We start from the raw sequence: 6,316 nt of genomic DNA, 5'->3' as shown, positions 1-6,316 counted from the left end.
AAGAGGATATTCGGGTAATGCATAAAGGCGATCTCAGGCTCCATGGCCTTCGGCGATATGCAGGTCCTTCAGTTTCACATAGTTGTCGGCGCTGTAGCGAAAGTAGCTGAGCTCCTGGTCGCTTAGCGGCCGCGCCTGCTTGGCCGGGCTGCCGACATACAGGTAGCCGCTTGCCAGGCGCTTGCCCGGCGGCACCAGGCTGCCGGCGCCGAGCACCACCTCGTCCTCGATCACCGCGCCGTCCATAACTATGCTGCCCATGCCGACCAGCACCCGGCTGCCGATGCTGCAGCCGTGCAGGATGACCTTGTGCCCGACCGTCACATCGTCGCCGATAATCAGCGGGTAGCCGTCCGGGTTGAACGGCCCGGCGTGGGTGATATGCAGCACGCTGCCGTCCTGGATGCTGGAACGTTCGCCGATGCGGATGCTGTGCATATCGCCGCGGATCACCACCAAGGGCCACACCGAGCTGTCGGCGCCTATGGCCACATCGCCGAGGACCACAGCGGAAGCGTCGACAAATACCCGCTCGCCTAACTGCGGGGTGAAGCCCTGATAAGTTCTAAGCGCTTTCATAGAGTCCTCTTGGGCTGCGGTTTGCCCGGATTCTAATTAAGATGCAGGCCATGCGGGTTGTTAATTGCCTTGTCCGGCCCAATAACCCACCCCTCACTTCCGCATTACAGGTGCTTGCCCGTGACTGCCAGCAATCCCCTCCTGCAGCAATTCGACCTGCCGCACTATTCCGCCATCCTTCCTGCACACGTCGAGCCGGCGGTGGACGCGATACTCGCCGACAACCGCGTGGCCATCGCCGACCTGCTCAGCCAGCAGTCTGGCACCCCCAGCTGGAACGGCCTGGTGCTGGCGCTGGATGAACTGGGTGCGCGCCTCGGCCGCGCCTGGAGCCCGGTCAGCCACCTCAATGCGGTGTGCAACAACGCCGAACTGCGCGCGGCCTACGAGGCCTGCCTGCCCAAGCTGTCGGAATACTGGACCGAGATCGGCCAGAACCAGCCGCTGTTCCAGGCCTATGAGGCGCTGGCGGGCAGCCCCGAGGCCGGGGGCTTCGAGGTGGCGCAGAAGACCATTCTTGAGCACTCCCTGCGCGACTTCCGCCTGTCCGGGATCAACCTGCCGGAGGCCGAGCAACAGCGCTACGGCGCCATCCAGATGAAGCTGTCGGAGCTGGGCAGCAAGTTCTCCAACCAGCTGCTGGACGCCACCCAGGCCTGGACCAAGCACGTCACCGAGGAAGCGGCCCTGGCCGGGCTGACCGATTCGGCCAAGGCGCAGATGAAGCAGGCGGCCGAAGCCAAGGGCCTGGACGGCTGGCTGATCAGCCTGGAGTTCCCCAGCTACTACGCGGTGATGACCTACGCCGACGACCGTGCCCTGCGCGAAGAGCTGTACGCCGCCTACTGCACCCGCGCTTCGGATCAGAGCCCGCACGCCGGCCAGTTTGGCACCCGCGCCTCGGATCAGAGCCCGCACGCCGGCCAGTTTGGCACCCGCGCCTCCGAGCAGGGGCCGAATGCCGGCCAGTTCGACAACGGCCCGGTGATGGCCCAGATCCTCGACCTGCGTCAGGAACTGGCCAAGCTGCTCGGCTTCGCCCATTACGGCGAGCTGTCGCTGGCCAGCAAGATGGCGGACAGCACCGAACAGGTGCTGAGCTTCCTGCGTGACCTGGCCGTGCGCAGCAAGCCCTTCGCCGCCCAGGACCTGAGCGAGCTGCAAGCCTTCGCCTTTGATCAAGGCTGCGCGGACCTGCAGAGCTGGGACCTCGGCTACTACAGCGAGAAGCTGCGCGAGCAGCGCTACAGCATCTCCCAGGAAATCCTGCGTGCCTACTTCCCCATAGACCGGGTGCTCGGCGGCCTGTTCGCCATAGTCGAGCGGCTCTACGGCATCCAGATCAAGGAACTGAGTGGCTTCGACAGCTGGCACCCGGATGTACGCCTGTTCGAGATCGAAGAGAACGGCCAGCCTGTCGGACGCTTCTTCTTCGATCTGTATGCCCGCGCCAACAAACGTGGCGGCGCCTGGATGGACGGTGCCCGCGACCATCGCCGCGCCGCCGATGGCGAACTGATCAGCCCGGTGGCCAATCTGGTGTGCAACTTCACCCCGGCGGTGGAAGGCCAACCGGCGCTGCTGACCCACGACGAGGTCACCACCCTGTTCCACGAGTTCGGCCACGGCCTGCACCACCTGCTGACCCGCGTCGAGCACGCCGGCGCCTCGGGTATCAACGGCGTGGCCTGGGACGCGGTGGAGCTGCCCAGCCAGTTTATGGAGAACTGGTGCTGGGAGCCGCAAGGCCTGGCGCTGATCTCCGGCCACCATCAGAGCGGCGAGCCGCTGCCCCAGGACCTACTGGACAAGATGCTGGCGGCGAAGAACTTCCAGTCCGGCCTGATGATGGTGCGCCAGCTGGAATTCTCCCTGTTCGACTTCGAACTGCACGCCACCCACGGCGACGGCCGCAACGTGCTGGAGGTGCTGGAAGGCATCCGTGACGAGGTCTCGGTGCTGCGCCCGCCGGCCTACAACCGCTTCCCCAACAGCTTCGCGCATATCTTCGCCGGCGGTTACGCGGCCGGTTACTACAGCTACAAGTGGGCCGAGGTGCTGTCCGCCGATGCCTTCTCGCGCTTCGAGGAAGAAGGCGTGCTCAACCCGCAGACCGGGCACGCCTTCCGCGAGGCGATTCTGGCCCGTGGCGGCTCCCAGGAGCCGATGCTGCTGTTTGTCGACTTCCGTGGCCGTACGCCTACCATCGACGCCCTGCTGCGCCACTGCGGCCTAAGTGAGGAGGCCGCATGACACAGGTGAAGAAACGCTTTATCGCCGGCGCCGTGTGCCCGGCCTGCAGCGAGATGGACAAGATCCAGATGTGGGACGAAGCCGGCGTGCCGCACCGCGAATGCGTGGCCTGCGGCTATGCCGACACCCTGGACGAGCGCGGCAACTCGGTGCCCAAGGAGATTCCCACGCGAGTCAACGTCAGCGCGCTGAAACCCAAGGCCGCCGACCCCAAGGTGCAGGCCGTGCAGTTCTTCCCCAATCCCAAGCTGAAGAAGCCCACGGAATAAAACCTGGGCAGGCTTCTCCAGGCCCGAGTGGCTGAGCGCCGATCAGCGCCAGCCCCTAGCCTGGAGCCAATCCAGGCTAGGCTCTTGTCGATCCGCCAGCGTCCCGCACGACTAGTAGCTAGTCGCGGCGCTTGCCGACTCAACCAGGAGACCTGCCATGCCCTCTATCCAAAGGATCGCCCCCTGCCTGTGGTTCGACGACCAGGCCGAACAGGCGGTGGAGTTCTACAGCTCGATTTTCGCTAATTCGAAGATCCTTAATATCTCCCGCTACGGCGAAGCGGGCCACGAATTCCACGGCAAAGCGTCGGGCACTGTGATGGCCATAAGCTTCGAGCTGGATGGACAGCGCTTTAGCGCGCTGAACGGCGGCCCGCTGTTCCGTTTCAGCGAAGCCATCTCGCTGCAGGTCAATTGCCAGACCCAGGCGGAAGTGGATCACTACTGGGACAAGCTGAGTGCCGGCGGCGATGCCAGCGCGCAACAGTGCGGTTGGCTGAAGGACCAATATGGCCTGTCCTGGCAGATAGTGCCCAGTGTGCTGCCGGAGCTGCTCAGCGACCCGGATGCGCGCAAGACCCAGCGGGTCATGGCGGCGTTACTGCAGATGCAGAAACTCGACATAGCCGGACTACATCAGGCTTATGCCGGTTAAGCGCCGCGCTCCACGGGAGCCGGCTAGGCCGTTAAAGACGGAATTGCCTGACCTGCTCCTGCAGGCGCAGGGTCAGGCCTTCCAGTTCATTGCAGGCGCTCATAGCCGCGTTGGCGGTGTCGGCATTGGTGATGGCGACATCGCGAATATGCACCACGCTCTCGGCGATGCCGCTGGTGACCACGCTCTGCTGTTCGGCGGCGCTGGCAATCTGCACGTTGAGGTCTTCGATGCTGCGCACCGAATGGCTGATCTCGGCCAGTTCCTTGCCAGCTGACTGCACCTGCTCGACCGCGCTCTGCGCCTTGTCGACGCCCGCGGCCATCACCCGCTCGGCTTGGCCGACGCCTTGCTGCAAGCGCTCGATCATGCCGTTGATTTCCTGGGTCGACTCCCGCGTGCGCTGGGCCAGGGTGCGCACCTCGTCGGCCACCACGGCAAAGCCGCGCCCGGCTTCGCCGGCACGCGCCGCCTCGATGGCGGCGTTCAGCGCGAGCAGGTTGGTCTGGTCCGAGATGCTCTGAATCACCTCCACCACCCGGCCGATCTGCGTGCTGTCCTGGGCCACCCGGCGCACCACATCGGCGGCCGCATGCACCTCCTCGGCCAGGGCGTTCATCGCGCTGACATTGGCGGCCACCACCTGGTTGCCCTTCTCGGTATTGCGCTTGGCCTGATGCGCCGCTTCCGAGGCGCGCTCGGCGTTCTTCGCCACGTCCTGAATGGTGTGGCTCATCTGGTTGACCGCGCAGGACACCTGGTCGGTTTCCTGCTGCTGCGCCTGGATGCCATGCTGGGTACTGAGCATGCTGTGCCGGGTGTTGTCGACCTTGCCCGCGACCAGCCCGGCGATGCTGTCGACCTCCTGGATGATGCCGCGGAATTTCTCCAGCATGCGGTTGATGGCGCTGGCGGTCAGGCCGATCTCGTCGGCGCTGAGCACCGGCAACTGATGGGAGAGATCGGAGTTGCGTTCGATCTCGGCTATGCCCTGTTCCAGGTTGTGCATCGGCCGCGAGATAGAGCGCGCCAGCAACACATAGAAGAGCCCGAGAATCGTCACCACCGCCGCCAGTACCCACCAGGCCAGGGTGGACAAGCGGCTGTTGCTGGCCTGCACCTGTTGGGCCGCGGTGGCGATTTCTTCAGCCTTATTCCTGGCGCTGTCGCTGCGCTGCGCCTGCAGGGCCGTGAGGCTGGCGCCGACCGTGGTGGCGATCTTGCGCGCCTCGGCCACAGTCGAGTTGCCCAGCACTCGGTTGTTGTCGACGTAGGCATCCACCGCCGCCAACATCTTGCTGCGAAATTCATCGACCTGAGCCGGCACCTGGCCGACGTCCATGTCGTTCTGCTGCAGTTCCGCCAAGACCGCCTTGAGGCGCTGATGGGCCTCGTCGGCGGCGCTTTCCGACTCGTTCAACCAGCTGACCTGCAGGTCGTACAGCCAGAAACGCATAGAGGCGAACTCGCCGAGGGCGCGGTCGGCCAACTGCCAGCGCCCCAGCTCTTCCACCTGGGCGGACACGTCCTGCTGCTGGGCGGCCATGCGCGTGTTGTTGGCGCCTATCACGCTGGCCAGGTAGAACAGCATCGCGGCCAGCAACAAGGCCACCAGGGTCGATAGCAACAGCAGACGGGCACTGATGCTGAGGTCGGTCAAACGGGGCATGCCGACACCTCCACCCAGCCTGCTACTGGTAAATGATCAGGGAAATAGCACCGCCCAGTTCATCGAGCTTGGCGCCTTCTTTCTTGCCGCCGGTGATATCGATTTCCCCTTTCGGATCGCCATGGCAGGCCAGGCAGGAGGGGCCGTAATACTCCGGCAGAATATAGCGATAAGCCGCCTTGCCCTTGACCGGCACGGCCTCGGCATAGGCCTTGCCTTTCTCGTAGCCGGGTTGCTTGAACATGCTCTCGATGACCTTGTCCTCCCACTCGTCGGGGCGGTTGGCGCGGTTGCGCACATAGGCCTTGGGCGCGGTCAACTTGATCGCGAAGGTGCCGGCCATGGCCGCACTGAAGTTGCTCGCCACACGCCCGCCGAACACCGCCGGGAGGAAGCCTTTGAAGCCCTTGCCCTGCTCGTTGATCAGCGCCTGCGCTTCGTCCATGGTTGCCTGCACCGCACTGATCAAGGCGGCACGCGCCTTGGCGGTGGGGCTGCCGTCGTCGGTCAGATTGAGGTCGGCGCCTGCGGCAGCCTGGTAATTGACCTTGGTTTGCTCGATCACCGCCGCCGCGCTCAGGCCCTTGTCGCCTTTGCTGGCATCGTTGATCAGATCCTGGTTATCGGAAATCACCTTGCGCGCCGAACGGAAAATCAGGGTCAGGTCCTTGCCGGTGGCTTCCATATCCTCGGCGGCGAGCGCCGGCGGTAGCCAGACCTGAGCGGCCACAAAAACCAACAACGCGGCACTGGCCGCCCGTAGAGCAACCTTCATAGATCCTCCTCGCCTGTAGGTGGCGTGGTGTGGACCGTCCTTGGGGGGAAATAGCGCGGAATGCTGGGCTGACCACGCGATCGCGCAGCCGGTACCCTCCTATCAAGTGATAGCAG

6 protein-coding genes and 1 pseudogene are annotated in these 6,316 nt (G+C 64.5%); 3 read left to right on the top strand and 4 right to left on the bottom strand.

Annotation, left to right across the window (positions count from 1 at the left end; all coding sequences use genetic code 11):
* Positions 1–33 precede the first annotated feature (33 nt).
* A complete protein-coding gene (locus Q8Q83_RS16350; protein WP_305625187.1) occupies positions 34–579 on the bottom strand; it encodes a gamma carbonic anhydrase family protein in 546 nt (181 codons plus the stop codon).
* A gap of 120 nt (positions 580–699) precedes the next feature.
* Between Q8Q83_RS16350 and Q8Q83_RS16345 the strand changes: the two genes are divergently transcribed.
* The 3 genes from Q8Q83_RS16345 to Q8Q83_RS16335 all read left to right on the top strand — a co-directional run bounded on the left by Q8Q83_RS16345 (position 700) and on the right by Q8Q83_RS16335 (position 3,756).
* A complete protein-coding gene (locus Q8Q83_RS16345; protein WP_305625186.1) occupies positions 700–2,832 on the top strand; it encodes a M3 family metallopeptidase in 2,133 nt (710 codons plus the stop codon).
* Positions 2,829–3,101, top strand: a complete 273-nt coding sequence (locus tag Q8Q83_RS16340; protein ID WP_305625185.1) for a YheV family putative zinc ribbon protein — start codon at positions 2,829–2,831, stop codon at positions 3,099–3,101. Before Q8Q83_RS16345 ends, Q8Q83_RS16340 begins: the two co-directional genes overlap by 4 nt.
* Positions 3,102–3,258: 157 nt before the next feature.
* Positions 3,259–3,756 (top strand): VOC family protein, encoded by a 498-nt coding sequence (locus tag Q8Q83_RS16335; protein ID WP_305625184.1) that lies wholly within the window; start codon positions 3,259–3,261, stop codon positions 3,754–3,756.
* A 31-nt stretch (positions 3,757–3,787) separates the two neighbouring features.
* Here Q8Q83_RS16335 and Q8Q83_RS20290 read toward each other — a convergent pair whose 3' ends face one another.
* From Q8Q83_RS20290 to Q8Q83_RS16325, 3 genes and pseudogenes are all read right to left on the bottom strand, one after another.
* A complete protein-coding gene (locus Q8Q83_RS20290) occupies positions 3,788–4,564 on the bottom strand; it encodes a methyl-accepting chemotaxis protein (protein WP_371132424.1) in 777 nt (258 codons plus the stop codon).
* An 84-nt stretch (positions 4,565–4,648) separates the two neighbouring features.
* Positions 4,649–5,050: pseudogene (locus Q8Q83_RS20285) on the bottom strand (HAMP domain-containing protein); the annotation flags it as partial.
* Positions 5,051–5,447: 397 nt separating this feature from the next.
* Positions 5,448–6,200, bottom strand: coding sequence for a DUF3365 domain-containing protein (locus Q8Q83_RS16325; protein WP_305625182.1), 753 nt, complete (start codon positions 6,198–6,200; stop codon positions 5,448–5,450).
* Between the last annotated feature and the right edge of the window lie 116 nt (positions 6,201–6,316).

The sequence above is a fragment of the Pseudomonas sp. genome (assembly GCF_030696055.1).
Taxonomy (GTDB): Bacteria; Pseudomonadota; Gammaproteobacteria; order Pseudomonadales; family Pseudomonadaceae; genus Aquipseudomonas.
Note: the sequence above shows the minus strand (reverse complement) of the source record. Positions and strands in the feature narration are given on the sequence as shown.